This window comes from uncultured Eudoraea sp. (assembly GCF_947260015.1).
Lineage (GTDB): Bacteria > Bacteroidota > Bacteroidia > Flavobacteriales > Flavobacteriaceae > Eudoraea.
Genome location: NZ_CAMYOM010000008.1, coordinates 1 through 24,243, shown reverse-complemented (window position 1 = coordinate 24,243; position 24,243 = coordinate 1). Strand labels below are relative to the sequence as shown.

Sequence of the window (24,243 nt, the reverse complement as noted above, 5' to 3'; positions counted from 1 at the left end):
AAATTTGATAAATACCAAAACAAAAACATAGCTACTTTATAATTCTATATAGTAGCGAATTAAATTTTAAATTTTTATACCATGAAAAAAGATTTTGAAACTAAATTTACAGCTTGGGCATTTATTTTTGCGGCCATTTTATTATGGGGTGGTTGGGCACTTTCACCACATCATATAGGTGAGTATATCGTTGCATCAGACTTTACTGCTATTAATGAAGATTTGTGGTATTGGATATGGATGTTTCGGTTTCATATTTTTGGCTGGGTTACCATGGCAATAGCTATTTTTGCTCTTGCCTCAATTACAGCTAAAAAACCCTACAGGGTTGTTCTGGTACCTGGTGCTGGAATGGTAGTGATTGGAACGATGACCCTGGCTATTGCGTCTGCATTTTATTACAATTTCGGGGCCTGGGGAGTTGGCAAGACTATGGGCTTATCAGCGGTTGAAATTCAGGAGTTCATGGATAATATCCTTTACACAAACCAATATGTTACTTGTTTTGTACGATTTGGGCGTATCTTTTCCGGAGTTGGCCTGGTATTATTAGGTTTCGGATTTGTAAAATGGAAAATTGTCCACCCATTGTTGGGATGGTTTACCGCACTATTGGGTCTCGCGGCAATGGCTATCATTATGGGTATTCCTGATAATTTTGAAATCTACAAACCCGTTTTTCATGTGAAAGTTTTATGGCTTGCAATGATGGGGATTGCAATTTTATTGAAAGGGGTTAATCTTCCTGAACAAGAATCCTGATATTTAGCTTCAGACTATTTTTGTGATAGGTCTTCACAATGATATAAGTGAGGCCTATGGTTTTATGGAGTAAAGGTTACATCTTTCTAATCCAAAGATTACCTCCGGTATTCTTATAGGCAAGCGGCATTTCCTTAAAAGCTGTCTTATGATGTTGATGAATGTAATCTGAAAAGAGTAATATTTCAAAGTTATTATTATAACTTAAAAAGGCCCGTAATAAATAGTCTTCGTTCCAATTGCGTCCTTCAGAAACCCAGCTTTTAGGATATTCAAAAGGATAGAATACATCGTGAAAGTGAATAATAACACCTGGGTTTAGACTGGGTAAAATTTTAAAAATCTCATAATTAACATCGCTTCCCGTTTTTGAGACATGGCTGCTATCAATAAAAAGAATGTCATTACTTTTTAAATCACGAAATTTTTCTAATTCAACCTTTTGAACTTTTGTATCCAAAACTGTACAATTATCCCTGTCAGTATCTTTAATTAGACGATAAAGCCTTTGTGGGTAGGGCTCAATAAATGTAAGGTTTATGTCATTTACGAAAGTCTCTCTTGTATCCAGCATTACTGCTGAAGAATGTCCGGATCCAATCTCTATAATTTTTTTAGGTTTAAAATGTCTGATAAAAGAATAAAGGACTATTGCATCTGTATATGCATAGGCTCCGTTGTTAAAACAATATCTATGTTTATCCGATTTTTCATCCTTAAAAGGCATTTCAGGATAATATTTAGAAAATTCTTTTAGCAATAAAAATTGATTCTCAAGGTTCAAATTTATTCCTAAAATAGAATCTTGTGCTACATCTTCCCATATCTGGTCCTCAAGTTCAATAAGTTCACCTCCGGATACAATAGGGGAGTAAAAATGTCCAAACGGGTATTTACTAAGTGGCTCGTATTTTCCCCATTTAACAAAGGTTCTAATTACAATGATTATAAAGTTAAATACTCTACTCATTTTAAATCTTAAACTAAGTTTCACGCAATATTGCTACAATAAATTTGTCATAAACTTCAGCTAGTAAACAATAAAATTTATAAGAGCGAATAAATAAGTTGATAACTGAGATAAATGTTTAATCTGGTCCTTTATATGATTCGATTTAAGGCTTCCAGCATCAATTTATTTCCGGTATCCGGTTTTTCTGAAAGAAGTAATGGGGTTATAATACCTACAGCATCCTTTACCATAGTAAGAGATTGGGTTACTGTTTCCTTTGATTTTTCAGAATTCGTTATTCGCATTTGTGTACCATAACGCGCCATTCCAATAAAATGATTCAGTAACAGTTTTTTATCCTTGTTAAGTCCGGCAAGGATGGAACAGGTTTCTTCAGCATATTTATCCCCCCTGCTAACGTATTCGAAAAATGCTTTTCTTAAATCTGGATTATAAACAACCCCATAAAGGCCGTCTGCCAATATATTTGTAGTCTGTGTTCCTAAGTGCCGTGTTTCATAGAACTTTTGGATGGCTTTACCTATTTGTTTCTTGTTACTAAAATCCGTAATACTTGCAAGATTATTACTCAACCTTAGTACATCATTAAAAGCAGCTGTCATTCCCCCGCCTGTTAAAGGATGCCTCATATTTAATGCATCACCTAAAATAACAGCGCCCTCTTTTTTGATGGGGTTAGCCGGAAGTCTGTGGTTAGGAAAAGTCTTGAACTTACCCTCTTCTACCGTTGCTTTAAAGGCTTTACGAGCAGATTGGGGTATTGCGTTTTCAAACTCTTCCAAAAGGAATTTCTTAAAATCCCTGCCCATCCTCGGAGGTTTTTCTCCTTTAAAATCTATTAATACCCTCCATGATGTAGAAGTCACAGGATATATAACCATTGGGGGGTGATCACCCATAACAAGATGCCCATGATTTGCATAGGGTAATTCGCAATTTTTTAAAAGTAACCCTAAGAAATAGCCATTCAATTTATTAACAGGCTTAGATAATTTTTCCCGAAAAGTTGATAAAGGTCCATCTGTAAGAACAGTAAGTTTTGCATAAACCTGCTCTTCTTCAATGGCATCCTTACGTTTGAAACTTGCTCCGACTATTGTGTCCTTTTCATCAATTAAATCCGTTACTGCGCCTTCTATGACCCGGACATTATCAAGGGCCAATACATGTTTTCGTATATTCTGTAAAAACGCCCCATTCCTAAAACCATATCCAGAAGGTTCCCCGTTTTTATTTGGATAAGGAATAACATAATCCTGCCCTTCAAAAATAATGTCATAACCATAAACAGGCTGGGCATCAATCTGGTCTATAAAAGAAGTAAAGCCCATCTCACCAAGCTTCTGAACTCCTCCAGGTTGTAACAATTCACCTATGATGACATCTCTTTCACTTAAGTCTCTTTCAACAACCACAATGTTTTTTCCCGTTTTGGCCAAATTGGCAGCCAAAGTTGCACCGGCAATACCAGCACCAACAATTAGGACATCAACTTCTTTATTTACTCCGGTGTTTGACATTTGTCTTTTATAAATATCCTAAACTTCAGTTTCCCTTTTTGTTTTCCTTTCAAATAACTTGAGTAAAGGAAAAAAGATAGAATCATTGATATTAAACCATACAAAGATATCGCTTTTGGGGCAAAACCTAAAAATTTCATTTGTTTTTGTTCTCTGCAAAGTAGGATAAGTATACATAAAAGCAATTATTCAAAACTAAATTGAATTATATTTACATGGTAATTTGAAACCTTCGACTTACAATTAATTATCCTTGTACAGAGGCCTAAGATTTAAATGACATAAATTGAAATTTGTTATCCGATAATGGTCAATCCCAAGCAAAAAGTTGAGCAGGCTATCCAAAAAGTTTACGGTTGGATGGCTGCAAATCAAACCGAAGAAGGAACCTGGCCTGTGCCGTATGACGGTCCTTTTTTTCTTTTACCATTATACATTTTTGCCATGAGAATATGCGGGCAGCCTATGACTATGGTAACAAAAACCAAGATGAGTAGGTATATACTAAGACATCAATTGGCAGATGGCAGTTTTGGTATTCATCAGGAATCAAAAGTGGGTACGATTTTTACCAGTGTAATTAATTATGTGGCTTTGCGCTTTTTGGGTCATTCTGCCTCAGAATCCGAATTAAAAAAAGCATTAAATTGGATACATGAGAAAGGAGGACCCTTGTACTCTACAAGTTGGTGCAAATTTATACTGTCATTTCTCAATTTGTATTCTTATAAAGGGGTTGCTCCTGTGCCCCCTGAGTTGTATATGTTACCCAGCTGGTTTCCGTTTCATCCCCGTAAAATTTCAGGTTATGTAAGGATTATTTATTTACCGATGTGTTACTTCTATCGTGAACGTCTATCCATAGAACCAGATGAACTAATACTCCAATTAAGGAAGGAATTATACCTCCAACCCTATGAGCAAATTAATTTTGCCAAACATAGAGGGACCTTTGCAGACACAGATAATATATTTCCTGAAACCAGAATATTTAAAATCTCTATGTGGTGGATCAAGAGAATTGATCCCATTATCCCCAAGTTTATCAAAAAGAAAGCACTGGCACTAGTATATGAACACATAGAATATGAAGATGAAAATTCAAGTTTTATAAGGCAAGCGCCCGTAAATGCGGTTTATAATACCCTGATATACCATTTTAGAGGGGAACAGGAGAAACTGAAAAAATCCTGGGAAAAACTACCCCTATATTTATGGGAAAATGATGATGAAATATTGATGCAGGGCTTTACTAACACTTATACCTGGGACAATGGATTCTATTTACAGGCTATGGGTAAAGAATGTACTGATCCATTGTTAAAACCTTTGGCCCTTAAGACCCGTAAATTCTTGTTGGATAACCAGGTAATGAAGGAACTGGAAAACCCTTTTAAATACCACCGTCTTCCCAGGGCAGGTGGCTGGACTTTTAGCTATCTGGACAATGGCTGGGTGGTATCTGATTGTACTGCAGAAGCAATTAAAGCACTTTTGGAAACCGAAGGCTTAGGCGACGAATTATTATCTGATGCAAGAATAAAAAAAGCCATAGGTTTTATAATGCTACTACAAGGCGATGACGGAGGATGGACCAGTGTGGACAAAGCCATTGGCAACCCCAAGCTGGAGTGGTTTAATGCGGCAAATGTATTTGTTGATATTATGGTTGATCATTCTTATGTAGAATGCACGGGTAGTATTATTCAGTGTTTTGTACAAATAAAACAAAGCAGACCCCATTTGTTTACTAATGAAATGGAAAAAGCGATGGAACGTGCCGTTAAATACCTTTTGAATTCCCAATATAAAGATGGAAGCTGGGAAGCCTTATGGGGCCTGTGTTTCACCTATGGAATTTGTTTTGTTGTAGAAGGACTGACCATGTATGGAATGAGTAAGGACCATAAGGCAATACAAAGTGCATGTACCTACCTATGGTCCAAACAAAAAGAAGATGGCGGTTGGGGAGAAGCGCAGGAATCTGCCCTTGCGAGGGAATATATTCAGGCAGATGCCAGTGTAGTTGATCAAACAGCTTGGTGCATACTCGCATTATTAAACGGAGGTTATGCTGAAGATCCCCGCTTAATTAAAGCTATAGACTGGCTTATTGACCAACAGCTTGAAGATGGTGACTGGCCGGTGCAGCCAATGAGCGGATTATTTTATAAAACAACTATGGTTTCTTACAGAAACTACAAGCGCTATTTCTCACTATTGGCATTAAAGAAGTATAGACAAGAACTGAATTCTAAAGTGGGGTAAATCCTGGATTTTTGGTTGCCTGATTAAGCTTTGATCATAAAGAAATTACTATCTTTTGGGTCATATATTAAATATGAAACAGAAAAATTATGCAGGAGTTGGTATTGCCCTTGGCGCCGGAGTTGGAGGAGCAATCGGAGTAGTCATAAACGAAATAGCTGTTGGTGTCGGAATTGGAGTAGCTATTGGGGTTGCAATTGGAGCTGGATTGAATAAGAAAAGAAGTAAGGAGAATACAAATCAATAATCAATATATATGAAAAGTAACACTAACAAAACCAACAGAAGAAAATTTATTAAAGGATCCACTATTCTAACCGCAGGATTTTTCTCAACCCCGCTAATAAGCCTTGCAAATAAAAAATTTGTTCCTAATTCAGATGGTCTCTATATAATTGGGCCAAAAGAAGGATATGCACCGCAAATCGGCACTCTTTTATCTACCATGACCATGATGCGGGCATGGCTGATACATAGTGTTAAAGATTTGACGGTGGAACAATTGGATTTCCAAATTGATGAACAGTCAAATTCTATTGGTGCCATGCTGCTTCACCTGGCGGCTACCGAAAGGTATTATCAATTAAACACCTTTGAAGAGTTGGAATGGGGTACCTGGAATGAGGAAATAAAAAAAGAGTGGGATGTACCTATGGGTCTGGGGGAAAAAGGGCGAGAGCAGATTAAGGGTAATAAAGTAGAATACTATCTTTCCAAATTGGAGGAAGTAAGAGAAAACACTAAAAAAGAATTTGCCAAGAGAGACGATGATTGGCTTAATAAGACTGAACCATTTTTCCAGGACCAACCTACTAATAATTATTGTAAGTGGTTTCATGTATGCGAACATGAATCAAATCATAACGGTCAAATAAAATTCGTTAAAAAAAGATTACCCGTTTAAAAAATAAGTAGCCAGGAAAGTAGTATTTGAAACATTATACAGAAAATACCTTAAAAAAATGATAAGAAAAGAAGATGTCGAAAAATTCATCAGGGCATGATCATTTTAACTAATAGGAAAAATGATCAAAGGAATTTATCTTTCACACCCGTAATAATTAATCCTGTTCTTCTTTAAAATTCAAATTATCATAAATGATTATTATCAGAACTGCATTTGTAGCCGTTGTATTTTCTCTCTTGACTGCCAATTTCTCCATAATTTATTCCCAGGACTATTCTTCGTTGGAATACCGAAATGTAGGACCATACAGAGGAGGGCGAGTTACGGCTGTAGCAGGTGTTCCATCTAAACCTTCCACCTTTTTTTTAGGTGCTACCGGAGGTGGTGTCTGGAAAACGGAAGATTATGGCACTTCCTGGCTTAATGTTTCCGATGGTTTTTTTAAGACCCCTTCCATTGGCGCAATTGCAGTTGCCCAAAATGATCCAAATATCATCTATGTTGGAACAGGGTCAGACGGTTTACGAAGCAACCTGATTGAGGGTAAAGGCATGTATAAATCTATTGATGGCGGTAAAACCTGGGTAGAAACCGGTCTTGCAAAGGTTGGGCAGATCGGAGCGGTACGAATTCATCCCAATGACCATAATACGGTTTACGTTGGCGCTATAGGACACGCTTTTAATTCAAATCCTGAAAGGGGCCTTTACAAAACCACAGATGGAGGCAAGACCTGGAAAAACATTTTATTCATTTCTAATAAAACCGGAATTTCCGATTTAGAAATGATGCCTGGCAACCCGAATATCCTTTATGCAGCCGCATGGAAAGCGGAACGTAAGCCATGGACCATAATTAGCGGAGGCACACCCAAAGAAGGAGGAATCTACAAATCTTTTGACGCCGGGAAAAACTGGAACAAAATTGAGAGTGGGCTTCCGGCAAAACTGATTGGCAAAATTGACCTGGAAGTATGTCCGGCAGATTCCAAGTTACTCTATGCATTAGTTGAAGCCCCTAAAGAAGAAGGCGGCTTGTATATTTCAGATGATCATGGTGACACTTTTGAACAAGTATCTGACGATAAAAAAATACGTACCAGACCTTTTTATTACACAAACGTAAAAGTAGACCCACAAAACCCAGACATAATATATAGTCTGGCCACAGACTATATGAAATCGATAGACAGGGGAAAAACCTGGACATTACTCGACTCGCCACATAGCGATAATCACGATATGTGGATCAATCCTTCAAATTCAGATCTTTTTATTCAAAGCAATGATGGTGGAGCAAACGTTACTCATAATGGAGGTAAAAGCTGGTCTACTCAATACAACCAACCAACAGCAGAAATTTACCAGGTAGAAGTTGACAACCAATACCCTTACTGGCTCTATGGAGGGCAACAGGATAACTATTCCACAGTGGCAGTGCCCAGTATGGCTCCTTATGGAATTCAGGTACCCGGAATTGGTTATATCATAAATACAGGTGGTTGTGAAACCGGACCGGCAGTACCTCATCCAGCTAATCCAGATATTGTTTATTCCAATTGTAAAGGCCGATTTACGGTTTTTAATAAAAAAACCGGAACCGAAAAATCATTTTACGTTGGAGCTTCAAATATGTACGGGCATAATCCAAAAGACCTGCAATTCAGATTTCAGCGGGTATCCCCAATTCTGGTTTCTCCTCATAATCCAAAAGTTATTTATCACACATCGCAATATGTACATAAAACTACTGATGAAGGTAAAACCTGGAAAATCATTTCCCCTGACCTCACAGCTTTTGAAGCAGATAAACAAGTGGTTTCTGGAAGTCCGATTACCCGAGACATCACAGGTGAAGAATTCTATAGTAGTATTTATGCCATTCAGGAATCGTCTGTAGAGGAAGGACTAATTTGGGTTGGTGCCAATGACGGACCTGTTCATGTAACCCGGAATGGTGGTAAAACCTGGAAAAACGTAACTCCAAAAAACCTCCCCCCGGGTGGCAGGGTAGATGCCATTGAGCCCTCGTCGCATAATCCGGCCAAGGCCTATGTTTGCGTTCTTCGATATCAGTTAGGCGATCGGAGGCCTTATATCTATAAAACCGATAATTATGGTGAATCCTGGCAGTTAATTACACCAGGTAATAACGGCATACCAAAGGAATATGCGGTAAGAGTAGTTCGCGAAGACCCTGCAAAGGAAGGTCTTTTATTTGCAGGTACAGAATATGGGCTTTTTGTTTCATTTAATGACGGAGCAACATGGAATGCGTTCCAACAAAATCTACCCATTACGCCAATTACCGATCTGAGAATTCATAGAGGAGATCTGGTTTTGGCTACCATGGGCCGTGGATTCTGGATTTTAGATGATATAAACCTTCTGAGACAAAAGAATTTAGTGAATAATAAAAATCATATATTGTTCAAACCTAATTTCGCAATTCGATATAGAGCCCCTTCCGGGACCCGAAAAAGTGAGTCCCCAAAATATCCAAAACCTGGGGTGACCCTGGATTACTTCTTACAAGAAGAAATGAGTTCTCTATTAAAATTGGAAATTTTAGACGAAAGATTGGAAGTTGTAAATACTTACATTAGCGATACAACAGGGATTTCTAAAGATAGTGTAAAACGTGATATGAGTACCGAATTCCTTAATTATCAGGTATCTGATAAATTAAATGCAAAGAAAGGATTTAATCGTTTTAAATGGGATATGACCGCAACCGGGCCATGGAATAAGAAAGTCGAAGACCGTTATAAAAATGGTCCACTTGTAAAACCCGGATTATATATCGCAAAGCTCACAATTGATGAGATAATATTATCGAAATCCTTTGAAATAGTTATAGATCCCAGGGTAAATGCTACAGGAATCTCGGAAAAAATCATTAATGAGCAGGTAGATTTTCAAATAAAGGTACGCGACTTATTAAATAAGGCTTTATTATTGGTAAACAATTTGGAAAGAGAACAGGAAACTTTGGAGACTAAAGGGAAAGTAACCGAAGCAGATAAAACTATATTATCGAAAATAAAAATAGTCCTTGATGAACTAAGAACCAGAGAAGGAATTTATGAGCAACCTATGCTAACGAGCCAAATCAAATATTTATACAATATGATGAACAAGGCTGATCAGGAGATTGGGCAGGACGCATTAGACAGGTTTATTGAATTGGAAAATAAGTACAAGACCATTCAAAAAAGGCTGAATTAGTTAATTTTTAATTTGAACTCTATCATAAAATCATCTTATATATGAACATTTTTAAAAAAATCAAAACCTACAATAAACACGGGCGACGAGTGGTAAATGATCCATTTCATAAGAACACCATTGAAAAAACTAAGTTAGAACTCAAAAAAACGCCCAAAAGAACTGAGGTGATAAATTTTTTATTATCACTCTTTCAACGTGAAACCTGTTATTTAGAAATTGGCGTCCGAAATCCGGAGCACAACTATAACCACATAAATGCTGACACAAAGTACAGTGTGGACCCTGGTGTGGAATACAAGGAGAAATCAATAGATTTTAAAATGACCAGTGATAGTTTCTTTGATAAATTAAATAAAAATGAAATTTTAGCAAAGGACATTAAGTTTGATGTTATTTTTATTGATGGTCTGCATCTTGCAGCTCAAGTAGATTTGGACATTAAAAATTCATTGGACCACATAAAAGATGATGGGTTTATAGTGTTACATGACTGCAACCCCCCAACGGAATGGCACGCAAGGGAGGAATATCAGTATACGAATTCTCCTGCAAGCGGGTATTGGAACGGAACTACCTGGAAAGCCTTTTTAAAATCACGTTCCGATTCCGGTTTGTATTCCTGTTGTATTGATACAGATTGGGGTGTTGGCATTTTATCTAAAAAACATCCTATTGGCAACAGTATAAAGAATACCAATCCATTTTATGAATACAAGGTTTTGGATGAAAACAGAAAAGAAAGTCTTAATCTGATAAGCTTTAGTGAGTTGAAAAAAATATTGGCTTGATCCATAAATAAAATCACTTCATGAAAAATTCATTAATCCTCCTCCTTCTGTCAAATTTTATAGTCACGAATCTTAGTGCACAGGAAATTACACCCGGCAAAAAACAAACAAAAGACATTCACTCCTTAATTGAGGACTACTCCAAAGCCAGAGAAAATAAAGACACGGTTCTACTAAGTCATATTTTGACAGAAGATATAGATCAATTAGTATCTTCTGGTAAATGGAGAAAAGGTAAAGAAGAGTCCATGAAAGGCATGCTGCAAAGCTCAAAAAACAATCCTGGCACAAGAACCCTGAAAATTGAAAATATACGGCTTTTAAATCCACAGTGCGCAATAGTGGATGCCCGATATGAAATTAAAAATACCAACGGAACTACAAGAAAGATGTGGAGTAGTTTTATAGTAGTCTTCAGTGAAGACGAATGGAAAATTAGTGCTATCCGGAATATGCTGCCGGCAGGTTAAAATAGTTTAAATAAATGAAGGCAATTGTTTACGCTCAATACGGATCCCCGGATGTTTTACAAGTTCAAGAGGTCCAAAAACCTGAACCTAAGGAGAATGAAGTCCTTGTAAGGGTCAGGGCAGCCTCTGTAAACAGAACTGACTGTGCCAACCTGAGGGCAAAGCCATTTATTATGCGGTTTATGCTCGGCCTGTTTAAACCAAATAAAAGAATTCTGGGTACTGAATTTGCCGGTGATGTTGTGAAAACTGGCGAAGGCGTAACTTCATTTGTTGTCGGAGATAAAGTTTTCGGATTTGACGACACCGTTTTAAGCTCTTATGCAGAATATCTCGTATTCTCTCATGAAAAAGGAATTTCCACAATGCCAGAAAATTTTACATACCAACAGGCAGGAGCTTGTATTGAAGGTGCCCATTATGCTTATAATATTATAAACAAAGTAAATTTAAAAGAAGGTGATAAAGTAATGGTAAATGGAGCCTCCGGAGGTATTGGTTCTGCTACCGTACAATTACTTAAATACCATGGTGCTGATATCACTGCTGTTTGTAATACGAAAAATATGGAGTTAGTGAAATCACTGGGAGCGGTCAAAGTCATCGATTATACAAAAGAAGATTTCACAAAAGACCCGGAGAAATACGAATATGTTTTTGACAGCGTAGGTAAAAGTACTTTTGGCAAGTGCAAGTCATTATTAAAACCAGGTGGCGTTTATATCTCATCTGAGTTGGGGCCCTGGTCTCAAAATCTATTCTACTCCCTTATTTCTGCCATTTTTGGCAGCCTTCCGGGTCATACAGGAAAAAAAGTGAAATTTCCTTATCCACCAAATATAAAGCGAAGTGTGCTTTTGGTTAAAAAGCTGATAGAGGAGGGTAAATTTAAGTCTGTAATTGATAGATCTTATCCGCTTGAAAATGTTGCTGATGCATTCAGGTATGTCGAAAAAGGACAAAAAACCGGAAATGTTGCAATCACCATAGGAGATTAGCGTAATTTATACACTTTTGTTTCTAAATATTTCAAATACCTAAACCAAACAACCATAGCACACATAAAAATATGAAAGCCACAACCAGAAAAAGAATAACTTCCATTGATATGCTCAGAGGGTTAGTTATGGTCATCATGGCCCTGGATCATGTTCGAGATTATTTCAATTATGATGCATTTTTCTATAATCCTACAGACTTAAACCAGACCAATGCAGCCATTTTCTGGACTCGCTTTGTTACACATTTTTGTGCCACGGTATTTGTTTTTCTCGCAGGTACTTCAGCTTTTTTTGTTAGTCAGCGACGGGACAAGAAATCGCTCTCTGTATGGCTTTTAAAAAGAGGCCTATGGCTGGTTTTAGTAGAATTTACCATTATAAAATTGGCATGGCTTTTCAAACTGGATTATTCTAGTGTTGTACTTCAGGTAATCTGGATTCTTGGGTTGAGCATGATCCTGCTTGCAGCATTTATTCACTTACCTAAAAAACTTACTATTTTCCTGTCAATAATAGTTATCGTAGGGCACAATGCATTTGACTCTTTTGTTCCTACTGGTATTTTTGCATCCGGACTATGGACTTTTTTACACGCATTTAATATTGTAGATATGGGAATTATGGAGCTTTTTGTGGTATATCCTATAATTCCCTGGGTGTTTGTAATGCCTCTGGGTTATTACTTTGGGGAACTTTATAAGCCAACAGTCAATTCCTCTTTTAGAGTTAAAAGATTATGGCAATTGGGAATTGGTATCACCTTAGCATTTTTTGTATTACGCTTTATAAATATTTACGGAGATCCCTATGCATGGTCTACTCAAAAATCTTTTGTTTTTACGGTCATGTCATTCTTAAACGTGACCAAGTACCCCCCTTCTCTTTTGTATTTGTTAATCACCTTAGGGCCTTCAATAATTTTCCTTGCACTAGCGGAGAAATGGAGAGGCTCATTTTTTGATAAATTAATCACCATTGGTAGGGTCCCTATGTTCTTTTACATAATCCATATTTATATAATACATCTGCTGGCTTTAATCGCTGCAGTACTAACCGGCTTCAAAGCTTCCGATATGGTTATTGATGTATGGGTAAACATGCAACCCGAATTAAAGGGATATGGCTTCAGCCTTTGGGTGGTTTATCTTGTATGGGTATTGCTTATTATAGGATTATACCCTATATGCAACTGGTTCAATACATACAAGAGTAATAATAGAGATAAGTGGTGGCTTAGTTATCTTTAGATAAAAAATTTACAAAATTGAACTTATTATTTTTATATTTCGTACTACCACAAAAATAGCTCTTATGAAAAATATTACGTCTTTTATTAAAACAACTCTGATTGGAGGATTGTTTTTTGTAATCCCCTTGGTATTGCTTGCTTTAATTATAGTTAAGGTTCTGGATGTTTTTCGAAAATTAGTTGCACCTATCGCGGATAAAATTCCCATTGAAGCAATCGGCGGAATTACCATATCCAGAATAATCGCGTTACTTATACTTTTATTGGTCTGCTTTATAGCTGGTTTATTTGCCAATACAAAAAAAATAAAAGAGTTGAGGAAATGGATTGAAACTAATATTCTTTCGCATATACCTGGTTATACTTTGTTAAAAGGTATGACCGAATCTGCTGCAGGAATTGAATCTGATGATTTAAAAGATGTCGTACTGGTAAATATAGAAGAAGTCTGGCAGATTGGTTTTTTAATGGATAAGATTGATGACGAATTGTGTTCTGTGTATATTCCGGGTGCTCCAAACCCAATGTCCGGGGATGTCTTTTTTGTCAAAAATGAGCGTCTTAAAATACTGGATTTACCAGAGTTAAGCGCAATGAAAATCTATAAAAAATTGGGATTAGACGCGAAGAAGATTCTGAATGGGCAAGTTAACCAATCATCTTTTTGAGTAAAATTTGGAATGAAAAATCATATGCTTTATATATACAATTATTTAGTTTAAATGTTACCAATACTATTATTTTGCCCTTATCCTTTGTACATGTACTTTTACAATTAGGTTTACTTGCATTTTTATAAGAAAATTCAAGAGAATTTAAAACTTAATAGAATAATAGTTAAACACAAACGGAGTATTACCAATAATAGAAAATATGACTACTTCAATTTTTGATTCCATACCCATCTATTATATTTACTTTGGTATTTGTATTTTGATGCTAATCGCTTTTGAGATTGGTTATCAAATTAGCAGGCGTTCTAAAGGAATTAAAGAAGAGGTGGAACCCGCTACTCTAGCACCAGTTATTGGCGGATTAATTGGATTATTGGGATTCCTCATGGCTTTTACATTTTCCATTGCCACAGAACAATTTAGTCAGCGTAAACAATACGTTCTTGAGGAAGCCAACGAAATTGGAACCGCTTACCTGAGGGCGGACCTTATTGATTCGAAATACAAAACAGAAGTTAAGCAATTATTAAGACAATATGTTGACACCCGTCTCCGGGCAGTAAACAGTACAAATATCAACAATGAACTCCTTAAATCGGTTGAGCTTCATAATCTTTTATGGAGTGAAGTATCGGCGGCAGCCTTAGCTAAACCCAATACAAATACCTCAATGATGATTCAATCTATCAATAAAATCATTGACCTGCATGAAAATCGAGTCACTGCAGGTTTGCGTAATCGAATTCCCCTTAGCATTTGGATAACACTGCTGGCCATCTCCTTCATGACCATGACAACAATTGGTATTAAGGCAGGTTTTACCAAACCAAGGGGTTTGATTGCTGTAATTCCAATGATATTGGCGTTCGCTGCCCTTACTACACTTATTGCTGATCTTAACCGCCCTCAAAAAGGATTATTTAAAGTAGGACAACAATCAATGATTTCAGTGCAGAAAAGTATGCAAAAAGACGTTAAATAAGTTTTATTTTCAATAGGCCATTGTTAGAATCAATCGCTTTTTCTACCCATCTTTTCTAACTTTATTCCACTACACTATCTGGCTTTTTTAGCATGATAAATGTCATATTTCCTTCTTTGTCAAACTCTTACCTTTTAGGCTTAATACCAAATAATAAATTATGACTTCCGATAAAAAAGATAAAAGTTCTTGGGCTATTGGTGGAACTACGCTTATTGGTTTGGGAGTTGGCCTATTCTTTCTACAAACCTCTCCTATTTGGTTCGTGGCTTGCCTGATCGCCGGCATTGGATTTGGATTAGTACTAACAGCAATTTTGTCTTCCAGAAAAGCTTAGGTTAATTTTAGTTTTCCGTTTTTTCAAATTCCATACGGTCACTAACTTTCCCGGGAAGTGTCAAAGATGAAATAGATGATAAAGTTTTTCAGAAATACAAGGAAACAATTATTAACAGAAAACAAGTTTACAAAATACCTGTTCTATGCCTTTGGTGAAATTATTCTAGTGGTCATTGGGATTCTGATAGCTTTGCAAATCAATAATTGGAATAATCGGCGGATAGAAAAGGAAGAGGAAAAAAAGTCTTATCGGAATATTAAACGGCAGATTGAAGATGACAGAAAGGAGCTTACCGATGCTAAGGCATTTAATAACTATTTCTCCGCTACTTACAAACATGCTAACAAAATAATCAGAGCACAAGATTTTACTAAATCAGATTCCCTGGCCCTAATTGCCATGGGATTGTCTCAGTATTCCGATTTTAATAGTAGTGGTAATATTTATGAGACCCTGGTTAATAGCGGAAACATAAAGCTTCTTAAGAACGATGAGATTACCAGCTTAATTCAACAATTGGAAACTACGTACATCTATGCCAACAAGCTGGAAACTATTCACTGGGAGATTATTATTAATGAATTATCTCCAACGCTAAGAGGGGTAGTAAATTTTGATGCTTTTAAAGCCGTAAAACCTGAAAAACTTTATGAGGTGGAAATGCAAAATATTTTTGTGGAAAGTATTTATCTGACTTCTGCAAAGGACTCAGTTTATAATAAGGCCTTGCGCGAAATAGATACAATTATAAAATTAATAGATACAGAGCTGGGAATCGTGAAAGATTAAAACTATTAGTCAGTAGTTTAATCACTTGATTATAGTATTCCGTAGAATTATCCCAATATCTCCTCGAATTTTTATCCAATTGAATTTTTAATAATTTCTTCTTTTTTAAAATCCTGTTGTACATTTAGATTATTAACCAAAATAGCTTTGTATGAAAAACAGTTTTCTCTTTATAATACCTCTATTATTTGTTTTTGCATGCAAACAAACCAAAGAGAAGGAGGAAGTAAATAAAAAGTTGCCTCGCATTGCAATTGCAGGATTAGCTATAGAGTCAAGCACCTTTTCTCCTGCTCTAACCCATGAAGAAGCATTCCATGCCAGGGTAGCAGAAGACGTTTTCTCCTTTTATCCGTTTCTTTCTGAAGATTCAGTTAACCGAAAGCGGGCCGAATGGATTCCTACCTTAAGGGCACATGCCCTTCCGGGCGGGATTGTCACCAGGGAAGCCTATGAATCACTTGTGTCAAAAACTCTTGCCATGCTTAAGGAAAATGGCCCTTATGATGGTTTATTTTTTGATATTCACGGCGCTATGAGTGTTGTAGGACTAGAAGATCCGGAGGGCGACTTTATCCTTCGCGTTCGTGAAGTAGTAGGATATGAAACCTTAATTTCTACCTCCATGGATTTACATGGTAACGTTTCCTGGCGTCTGGCTCAAAACTCCGACCTTATAACATGCTACCGTATGGCACCCCACGAGGATGCCATTCAATCTAAAAAACGTGCAGTTGATAATCTCTTAAACAGATTAGAAAAAGGGAAAGGGAAACCAAAATATAAAGCATGGATACCTGTTCCCATCTTGTTGCCCGGAGAAAAAACCAGTACAAGGATAGAACCGGCAAAAAGCTTGTACGCTATGCTCCCTGATGCTACCAAAAGTGAAGGAGTTATTGATGCTGCCATCTGGATCGGATATGCATGGGCAGACGAAGTTCGCAACCATGCCGTGGTAATGGTTACAGGAGATAATAAAAAAGAAGTGGGTGATGCCGCGGAAAAGTTAGCACAGCATTTTTGGCTGGTCAGGTCAGAATTTGAATTTGTGGCCCCTACCGCCACTTTATCAGAAAGTCTTGACATGGCCATTGCCAGCAAAAAGAAACCTTTTATAATTAGTGATATGGGAGATAACCCTACCGCTGGGGGCGCAGGAGATGTTAGCTGGACATTAAAAGAAATACTGGCGCGTAAAGAATTTAAATCAAATAATGGGCCCTCACTTATTTATGCCTCAATTCCAGGACCAGAACTAATTGAAAAGGCCAGAGAATTAAAAGTGGGCGATCCTATCAAAGCCCCTGTCGGGGCGATGGTAGATGACAGATACGCAGGACCTGTTGAGCTTGAGGGAATTATTATGGCCATTGAACATGGTGACCTACATGCAGAGACCGAAGTAGTAGTTAGGGTAGGAAGTGTGGACGTCATTGTAACGAAGAAGCGTAAACCATATCATAAAGAAGCCGATTTTACCCGATTGGAATTGAATCCACGGGAATCTGATATTGTTGTCGTTAAAATAGGCTATCTGGTGCCGGAGTTATATAATATGAGGGGCGGCTGGATCATGGCGCTTACCCCCGGAGGTGTTGACCAGGATTTAGAACGACTTGGCTATAAGCACATTATTAGGCCTATGTACCCTTTAGACAAGGATATGAAAGATCCTGATTTAAAGGCAAGATTTGTTCCCCTATCTCAAGAAACAAAATAAATTATCGCTCTTAAGGAATTTAAAAAACAAACTAAGATGAGTGAAAAATTAAATCAAAATAGAAAAAATGCCATCGCATTTTACGAAATGGCCTATAACGGCAATCCAAAAAAAGCTGTAGAGTTATACGTAGGCGCAGAATACATACAGCATAACCCCTTGGTTGGAGATGGGCCCCAACCCTTTATTGAGTATTTCAATCGCATGGCCGGTGAATACCCCGATAAATCAATTGAGTTTGTCAGATCTGTAGCTGAAGGAGATTTGATTGCCCTTCATACACATCAGATGTGGCCTGATGAGGAGGAATATGTTACCATGGACTTCTTTAGATTTGATGCAAATGGTAAAATTGTGGAACATTGGGATTCCATGCAACAGATACCCAAGACTTCGGCAAATAACAATACTATGTATTGATAATTAGAACGAATAAACCAAACTATTTTTCTACCTTTAATAGTGCCATTAACCAACCAAATGACCAAGGGATTTATTATTGCTATACTTAGAGTTTTCTGGATATTTTAAGTATATAAAAACCAAAAAAAAGACCAATTTATAGAAGCATAGAAGGTTCAAATTCAATGTCCGGTGAATAAGCTAAGAAAAATCATATCAGAAAATATAACAGGGAAAAAAGTCGCCTTTCTGTTCTTTCTTACCAATCTTGTATATGCATTTATGCTTTTTGTGACCATTCCAAAAACTGTTGCCTTTGCTGGTGGTATGAAATTATTGGATATGATGCCACAAGGATATGATTTTGAATATGTAAGTGAGCTTTTTAACAAACTAGGAGAAGAAGGCCGAGAAGTTTATTTATTTAATCAGATCCCTGTTGATATGATATATCCTTTCCTTTTTGGAATGACCTACTCCCTGTTAATTGCCTATTTCCTGAAAAAATTGGATAAATTAAATACACCCTTTTTCTATTTATGCCTGGTTCCCATTATTGCCGGAATAGCGGACTATCTGGAGAATTTTGGAATAATCACCATGCTAAATGATTTTCCAGATTTATCAATGACTCAGGTAAACGTTACAAACATTTTTACTCTTATAAAGAGCCTGTCGACAACGCTATTCTTCTTGATATTGATTGTAATTATTATTATAGTTGGAGTTAGGCGCTTAAAATGGAAGTAAATCAGTTAAAAGCTATTAATGCTAAATAATTTCGAACCCGTTGACAAAATTTAATTTCGGAAAAAAATATGACCTATATAGATTATTATAAAGTATTGGGAATTGATAAGAAGGCCAATGATAAGGATATTAAAAAAGCCTATCGGAAAATGGCCCGAAAATACCATCCTGATCTAAATCCGGACGATAAAGAAGCAGAAAAGAAATTCAAGGAAATAAATGAAGCCAACGAAGTCCTAAGTAACCCGGAAAATCGAAAAAAATATGATAAATACGGCAAGGATTGGAAACATGCAGAAGAATTTGAAAAAGCACAGCAGCAGCAGCAATATCAAAGTAGCAGCCGTCGAGGAGGCTCTGCCCAATATTCGGAGCAAGACTTTTCAGATTTCTTTAGTTCCATGTTTGGAGGGAGATCTGCAGAAAGTCGAGGCAGAAATGTACAATTTAGAGGACAGGACTATAATGCGGAACTACAGCTTGAATTGAAAGATGTCTATCGCACCCACAAACGTACACTTACAGTAAATGGTAAGAATATCAGGTTAACTATTCCGGCAGGGGTTAAGAACGGGCAGGTAATCAAAATTAAGGGGCATGGTGGCGAAGGGATTAATGGCGGACCAAGGGGAGATTTACATATTAAATTCTCCATCTCAAATCACTCGAAATTTAAACGTGATAAAGACAACCTCTACGCTACCATAGATCTGGACTTGTATAAAGCCTTATTGGGAGGGGAGGTAGTTATTGACACCTTTGATGGAAAAGTAAAGCTAAATGTGAAGCCGGAAACAAAGAACCTGACTAAGGTAAAATTAAAAGGTAAAGGCTTTCCGGTATATAAAAAAGAAGGTCATTTTGGTGATCTGTACATTACTTATCAGATAAAAATACCAACAAATCTTTCAGATAAGGAAAAGGAATTAATTAAGGAATTGGCAAAACTAAGATAGATATGAAGCGAAAAGATTTTATACCAATTGTCCAGTTATGTGAACATTACAGTGTGGAAATTTCATTTTTTGATGAACTCCATGAAGAGGGCTTAATTAGCATCACAACTCTTGAACAAACTTCCTATCTTCATCAGGATAAAATTAGTGATGTGGAAAAAATGATTAGAATCCACCAGGAATTAAATATAAATACTGAAGGAATAGATGCGGTTTTCAATTTGCTAAATAAAATAGATAGTTTACAAAATGAATTGAACACACTACATAATAGGTTACGCCTTTATGAGAATGACTTTTAAGAATATAATAATGCTACCAATTATCAAGATCATGATGGCTATAATGAAATAATTTTAAAACTATGAAATATTTGGAGCTCATTAAACAATGGTTGGAAGCTCATCCTTCTACAGCAATATTTTTAAAATATATTGTCCTGGTACTATTGGTAATTGGGTTCATTCAATTCCTGAGAAGATTCATTCGTAAGAATTTACCAAACACTAAGGTTAAATATAAGTCTCAAAAAGGAATAGAAGTGATTGGTTATTTGATCCTGATTATTTTAACGCTCTCCTATTTTACAGGGAATATTAAGGACTTTACCTTAGCTATCGGACTTTTATCGGCAGGGATTGCAATTACCCTACAGGAGCTAATCTTAAGTATTGCGGGGTCTTTGTACATTTTTTTTGTAAAAGTTTACAAACCTGGTGATAGAATAGAGATAAATGGAATTAAAGGTGATGTTATTGATATAGACAGTATTTATACTACAATGATGGAAATTGGGGAATGGGTTAGTAGTGACAATTACAGCGGAAGAATAATTAAATTGAGCAATGCATTTGTTTTTAAAGGCCCCATCTATAATTATTCTATGGATTTCCCTTTTATTTGGGACGAATTTAATCTACCTATTAGGTATGGATCAGATATTGATTTGGCAAAAGATATTGTTATCAAAGTAGCAACTGAAAATTTGTCTGAATATGTAGCGAAATCTATAGCCAAATGGAAAGATGTTGTTGAGCGATATTATATCGAAGATGCTAAGGTAGAACCTACTCTGGCCATAACCATGACCGATAATTGGATCGAGTTTAATCTGAGGTACATTGTAGATTATAAAAAAAGGAGGGTTACAAAACATATTTTAAATGATTTGATTGGTAAAGAGTTTGAAAAAACCAATGGTAAAGTTATGTTGGCTTCCGCAACCGTCGAAATAGTGAGAATTCCGATGGTAAATATTGACGAAAAAGGTAAAAATTAAACAGACAATGACAATTTCTAAACAGCATTTCATCCCCTTCTTTTTACTTTCACTGCTAATTTCATGTAACTCACCTCAAACAACAGATCAAAAAATTGATTCAGCTTCCAAATCCGTCTCCACATCCTATAGCCCTCCTGTTTTCTCCAATGACAATCGTGTGGAAAAGATAAAGAGCATTGCTACGCAAATGCAGGAACTAATTGAAGCACATACCTTAGAACGCAATATACCAGGGGTTGCATACGGCATAGTAGTAGATAATGAACTTATTGTTGCAGGGGCTACCGGACTGCTTGATATTTCCAAGGAACTGCCCGCTACCATCAAATCTCAATTCCGCATTGCATCTATGAGCAAAAGCTTTACGGCTATGGCCATACTAAACCTGAGGGATGAAGGGAAATTATCCCTTAGTGATCCGGTCGCTAATTATATTCCGGAAATGTCAGGTTTGGAATACCTTACATCTGATTCTCCTGTCATTGATATTGAAAACCTCATGACAATGACCGCTGGCTTCCCGGAAGATAATCCCTGGGGGGACCGTCAATTAGATGAGTCTGATCAAATGCTCCTGAATCTTGTTGAAGAAGGCATTGCATTTTCTAACCCTCCCTCCTATACATTTGAGTACAGTAATACAGGATATGCTTTGTTGGGCAATATTATTAGCCGTGTTTCCGGAATGTCCTATCAGCAATATATCACAGAGAATATTTTACTACCCCTTGAAATGAAGCATACCTACTGGGAATATGATAAAATTCCAAAGGAACAATTAGCTATTGGATATAGATGGGAAGATGATCAATGGAAACTGGAACCCATGCTTCATGATGGATCTTACGGTGCAATGGGAGGATTAATAACTTCTATAGAAGACTTTAGCAAATATGTTAGCTTTCACCTTTCTGCGTGGCCGCCCAGAAGCGATACAGATAAAGGACCTGTTAAACGAAGTACACTAAGAGAAATGCATACGCCTCGGTTCCCAAATTTAAATACAGAAGCCACAGACTTCAACAATACTCCATGTGCAACAGTATCCGGATATGGATATGGATTGGGGATTCACACTAATTGCGAAGGTCTAACTCTAGTAAGACATGGCGGAGCTTTACCCGGTTTTGGGAGTAATTATGTATTTTATCCTGTTTACGGCATTGGGATAATGGCCTTTGGCAATCTTACCTATACTGCTCCATGGCCACTGAGGAAGATAGAGAAATTACTATTCGAAACCTTGGAATTACAGCCACGTAAACTTCCCATTTCAGATATTTTAAGAGAGCGACAGCAGCAAGTTGAACAATTAATTCAAACCTGGAGTCCTGAATTGGAAAAGGAGCTGCTGGCCGAAAATTTTTTTATGGACAAATCGCGTAAACACAGGATGGCAGAGGCAAAAGAATTTTTTGACAAAGGGGGCGCTGTTCTCAGCACAGAAGAAATTGAGCCATATAATCAGCTACGGGGTGGTTTTAAAATAAATACCGAGAAAGGAGTTATTGATGTCTTTTTTACTTTAACCCCGGAAAAAACAGCAAAATTGCAACAACTTTATCTATCATTCCAACCAGACAAATCCCAAAAAAAGTAAAGAGTGCATTCGCACTCTTTACTACTCTTTGAGAGAAATAACAAATCTTTAAAACCTATTCAACCATTTCTTCTATCCCGGTTTCTATATTGTGCTTTATTAAAAACTCCTCAACCACTTCTTCCAGGCTTGGTTTCCCAATAGATTGCAGGTCATAAAAAACTCTCGTGCTCGGTTTTCTAATATTTATAATCCTGCTTAAATCTATGGGCGTACCAATAACTACTGCATCGCAATCACAGCTATTTATTGTCACTTCCAAATCCCTGAGCTGGTCATCACCATATCCCATAGCCGGTAATAATTTTCCGATTTTCGGATAGGTCTCAAAGGTATCCTTCAATTGTCCTACAAGGTATGGTCTGGGGTCTACGATCTCAGAAGCTCCAAATTTTTCCGCAGCCAAAGTACCTGCTCCAAGTTTCATACCTCCATGAGTCAATGTTGGCCCATCCTCTACCACTAACACCCTTTTATTTCGTATTACGGAAGGATCGGCAACACTTATTGGTGAGGCAGCATCAATTACAATTGCGTTTGGAACAACTTGAGTAATTAATCTTCGAAGTTTATCGATATCTTTCGGGTGTGCGCTGTCTATCTTATTTATGATAACAACATCAGACATCTTTAAAGTAACTTCTCCGGGATAATATTTCATTCCATGTCCTGCTCTATGAGGATCTGTAACGGTAATATGCAAATCAGATTCATAGAATGGAAAATCATTGTTACCACCATCCCATACAATTATATCACAACCATCCGGATCATTCTCAGCTGCCCTTAAAATATCTTCATAATCCACCCCCGCATAAATGACATTTCCTCTAACAATGTGCGGCTCGTATTCTTCCATTTCTTCAATAGTACAGTCGTATTTCTCTAGGTCCTTCAAATTGGCATAACGCTGTACCCGCTGAGCCTCAAGATCTCCATAGGGCATTGGGTGTCTTATGGCCACAACCTTAAGTCCATTGTCAATAAGGATCTCAATTATGCGCCTGGCAGTCTGACTCTTACCACAACCAGTCCTGGTAGCTCCAATACTTATAATTGGTTTAGTGCTTTTAACCGAGGTATCTTTTCTACCTAACAAGACAAAATTTGCTCCTGCAGTATTTACCAATGCACTTTTATGCATTAGCTGTTCATAAGAGATATCCGAGTATGAAAAAATAACATCATCAACTTTAAGTTCAACAATTAAGTTTACAAGGTCTTTTTCATCATAAATTGGAATGCCATCGGGATATAATTTCCCTGCCAGTGAGGCTGGATATTTACGGTTTAAAATATTCGGAATCTGAGCGGCGGTAAAAGCTACCACTTCAAAATTCTCATTGTTCCTGTAAACAGTATTAAAGTTGTGGAAATCACGGCCGGCAGCGCCCATGATCAAAATTCTTTTTTTTATCATGTTGCTCTATTTTTATGTTCTATTAATCTTTCTAAAGTATGGTAAGAATTATGTTTAGCAAATGATAAAAGTCATATTCAATTCCCTTTTATAAAACCTTTATAAACACAGTTTATCTCAAGTAATTGCCCAATAGATTTGACAGATGCCATTTAAT

At 36.9% G+C, this 24,243-nt stretch carries 23 protein-coding genes; 20 read left to right on the top strand and 3 right to left on the bottom strand.

Annotated features, from left to right (window positions below; translation table 11 throughout):
* The first annotated feature begins 81 nt into the window (after positions 1-81).
* A complete protein-coding gene (locus tag Q0X66_RS05825) occupies positions 82-762 on the top strand; it encodes a hypothetical protein (RefSeq protein WP_297704207.1) in 681 nt (226 codons plus the stop codon).
* 76 nt (positions 763-838) lie between these two features.
* On the opposite strand, the gene Q0X66_RS05820 is transcribed toward Q0X66_RS05825, so the two are convergent.
* Both Q0X66_RS05820 and Q0X66_RS05815 read right to left on the bottom strand, forming a co-directional pair.
* Positions 839-1,732, bottom strand: a complete 894-nt coding sequence (locus Q0X66_RS05820) for a class I SAM-dependent methyltransferase (protein WP_297704205.1) — start codon at positions 1,730-1,732, stop codon at positions 839-841.
* A 131-nt stretch (positions 1,733-1,863) separates the two neighbouring features.
* Positions 1,864-3,255, bottom strand: coding sequence for an FAD-dependent oxidoreductase (locus tag Q0X66_RS05815; protein WP_297704203.1), 1,392 nt, complete (start codon positions 3,253-3,255; stop codon positions 1,864-1,866).
* 306 nt (positions 3,256-3,561) lie between these two features.
* Here Q0X66_RS05815 and Q0X66_RS05810 point away from each other — a divergent pair, with 306 nt between their 5' ends.
* From Q0X66_RS05810 to Q0X66_RS05720, 19 genes are all read left to right on the top strand, one after another.
* Positions 3,562-5,523: a prenyltransferase/squalene oxidase repeat-containing protein gene (locus Q0X66_RS05810; RefSeq protein WP_297704201.1), complete on the top strand. Its 1,962-nt coding sequence runs from the start codon at positions 3,562-3,564 to the stop codon at positions 5,521-5,523.
* A gap of 73 nt (positions 5,524-5,596) precedes the next feature.
* Positions 5,597-5,770, top strand: coding sequence for a hypothetical protein (locus Q0X66_RS05805; protein WP_297704199.1), 174 nt, complete (start codon positions 5,597-5,599; stop codon positions 5,768-5,770).
* Positions 5,771-5,779: 9 nt separating this feature from the next.
* Positions 5,780-6,427 carry a DinB family protein gene (locus Q0X66_RS05800; protein ID WP_297704197.1) on the top strand — a complete coding sequence of 216 codons (648 nt, stop codon included), beginning with the start codon at positions 5,780-5,782 and terminating at the stop codon, positions 6,425-6,427.
* Between the two features lie 194 nt (positions 6,428-6,621).
* Positions 6,622-9,657, top strand: coding sequence for a hypothetical protein (locus tag Q0X66_RS05795; RefSeq protein WP_297704195.1), 3,036 nt, complete (start codon positions 6,622-6,624; stop codon positions 9,655-9,657).
* 41 nt (positions 9,658-9,698) lie between these two features.
* On the top strand, positions 9,699-10,448 hold the full coding sequence (locus Q0X66_RS05790) for a class I SAM-dependent methyltransferase (RefSeq protein ID WP_297704193.1): 750 nt from the start codon (positions 9,699-9,701) through the stop codon (positions 10,446-10,448).
* Between the two features lie 20 nt (positions 10,449-10,468).
* Positions 10,469-10,918 carry a nuclear transport factor 2 family protein gene (locus Q0X66_RS05785; protein WP_297704190.1) on the top strand — a complete coding sequence of 150 codons (450 nt, stop codon included), beginning with the start codon at positions 10,469-10,471 and terminating at the stop codon, positions 10,916-10,918.
* A gap of 14 nt (positions 10,919-10,932) precedes the next feature.
* The gene (locus Q0X66_RS05780) at positions 10,933-11,916 is read left to right on the top strand and encodes an NAD(P)-dependent alcohol dehydrogenase (protein ID WP_297704188.1); all 984 of its coding nucleotides are present in this window, start codon (positions 10,933-10,935) and stop codon (positions 11,914-11,916) included.
* 71 nt (positions 11,917-11,987) lie between these two features.
* Complete coding sequence (locus Q0X66_RS05775) at positions 11,988-13,166, top strand: heparan-alpha-glucosaminide N-acetyltransferase domain-containing protein (protein WP_297704186.1); 1,179 nt, start codon at positions 11,988-11,990, stop codon at positions 13,164-13,166.
* Positions 13,167-13,230: 64 nt separating this feature from the next.
* Positions 13,231-13,836 (top strand): DUF502 domain-containing protein, encoded by a 606-nt coding sequence (locus Q0X66_RS05770; protein WP_297704184.1) that lies wholly within the window; start codon positions 13,231-13,233, stop codon positions 13,834-13,836.
* A gap of 205 nt (positions 13,837-14,041) precedes the next feature.
* Positions 14,042-14,824, top strand: coding sequence for a DUF4239 domain-containing protein (locus Q0X66_RS05765; RefSeq protein WP_297704182.1), 783 nt, complete (start codon positions 14,042-14,044; stop codon positions 14,822-14,824).
* A 160-nt stretch (positions 14,825-14,984) separates the two neighbouring features.
* The gene (locus tag Q0X66_RS05760; RefSeq protein WP_297704180.1) at positions 14,985-15,161 is read left to right on the top strand and encodes a hypothetical protein; all 177 of its coding nucleotides are present in this window, start codon (positions 14,985-14,987) and stop codon (positions 15,159-15,161) included.
* 75 nt (positions 15,162-15,236) lie between these two features.
* Positions 15,237-15,953: a DUF6090 family protein gene (locus Q0X66_RS05755; protein WP_297704178.1), complete on the top strand. Its 717-nt coding sequence runs from the start codon at positions 15,237-15,239 to the stop codon at positions 15,951-15,953.
* Between the two features lie 151 nt (positions 15,954-16,104).
* The gene (locus Q0X66_RS05750; protein WP_297704176.1) at positions 16,105-17,676 is read left to right on the top strand and encodes a M81 family metallopeptidase; all 1,572 of its coding nucleotides are present in this window, start codon (positions 16,105-16,107) and stop codon (positions 17,674-17,676) included.
* A gap of 36 nt (positions 17,677-17,712) precedes the next feature.
* Complete coding sequence (locus Q0X66_RS05745; protein ID WP_297704174.1) at positions 17,713-18,096, top strand: nuclear transport factor 2 family protein; 384 nt, start codon at positions 17,713-17,715, stop codon at positions 18,094-18,096.
* Between the two features lie 174 nt (positions 18,097-18,270).
* Entirely contained in the window at positions 18,271-18,828 is a 558-nt protein-coding gene (locus Q0X66_RS05740; RefSeq protein ID WP_297704172.1) for a hypothetical protein, read from the top strand.
* Between the two features lie 68 nt (positions 18,829-18,896).
* Positions 18,897-19,784 carry a J domain-containing protein gene (locus Q0X66_RS05735; RefSeq protein WP_297704170.1) on the top strand — a complete coding sequence of 296 codons (888 nt, stop codon included), beginning with the start codon at positions 18,897-18,899 and terminating at the stop codon, positions 19,782-19,784.
* Positions 19,785-19,786: 2 nt separating this feature from the next.
* Positions 19,787-20,086 (top strand): chaperone modulator CbpM, encoded by a 300-nt coding sequence (locus tag Q0X66_RS05730; protein ID WP_297704168.1) that lies wholly within the window; start codon positions 19,787-19,789, stop codon positions 20,084-20,086.
* 62 nt (positions 20,087-20,148) lie between these two features.
* The gene (locus tag Q0X66_RS05725; protein WP_297704166.1) at positions 20,149-21,063 is read left to right on the top strand and encodes a mechanosensitive ion channel domain-containing protein; all 915 of its coding nucleotides are present in this window, start codon (positions 20,149-20,151) and stop codon (positions 21,061-21,063) included.
* A 7-nt stretch (positions 21,064-21,070) separates the two neighbouring features.
* Positions 21,071-22,666 (top strand): serine hydrolase, encoded by a 1,596-nt coding sequence (locus Q0X66_RS05720; RefSeq protein WP_297704163.1) that lies wholly within the window; start codon positions 21,071-21,073, stop codon positions 22,664-22,666.
* 55 nt (positions 22,667-22,721) lie between these two features.
* Here the strand turns inward: Q0X66_RS05720 and Q0X66_RS05715 are convergent, their stop codons facing one another.
* Positions 22,722-24,086, bottom strand: coding sequence for a cyclic 2,3-diphosphoglycerate synthase (locus tag Q0X66_RS05715; RefSeq protein ID WP_297704162.1), 1,365 nt, complete (start codon positions 24,084-24,086; stop codon positions 22,722-22,724).
* Between the last annotated feature and the right edge of the window lie 157 nt (positions 24,087-24,243).